The 528-nt window shown below is 41.9% G+C and carries 1 protein-coding gene; it reads left to right on the top strand.

The window, feature by feature from the left end; genetic code table 11:
• Nucleotides 1-528: SdrD B-like domain-containing protein (locus ACVC5O_RS09945; RefSeq protein WP_452221333.1), on the top strand; the 528-nt coding region annotated here is incomplete at both ends.

The raw sequence follows: 528 nt of genomic DNA on the forward strand, positions 1-528 counted from the left end.
CCAACGGAAGGCACAATCGCAATCACAACACCACCAACCAATGGAACCGTAGTCATAACAGATCCAAACAACACACCAAACGATCCAAGTGATGATGTAGTAACCTACACACCAAACCCAGGATACAATGGAACAGATACATTTGAATATACAGTATGTGATAACGCAACACCAACACCAAACTGTGATACAGCAGAAGTAGAGGTGACGATAACAGCAGAAGTCTTAGGAGATGTGTCAGGAGTAGTATTCGAAGACACAAATGGCGATGGTATCCAAGATGCAGGTGAAGAAGGAATTCCAAATGTAGATGTTACAATTACAGATGCAGATGGAACAGTTACAACCGTAACGACTCTAGGAGATGGTTCATGGACAGCAACAGGTCTTCCATTAGGTGATGCTACAGTAGATGTAGAAGAGAATACATTACCAGCAGATATTGATCCAACATTAACAACAACCGGATCAGATCCAGAAACGGTAACAGTAGTTGATGGTACAACAGCATCTACAAACGATGGATAT

The sequence above is a fragment of the Lacinutrix salivirga genome (genome assembly GCF_053604675.1).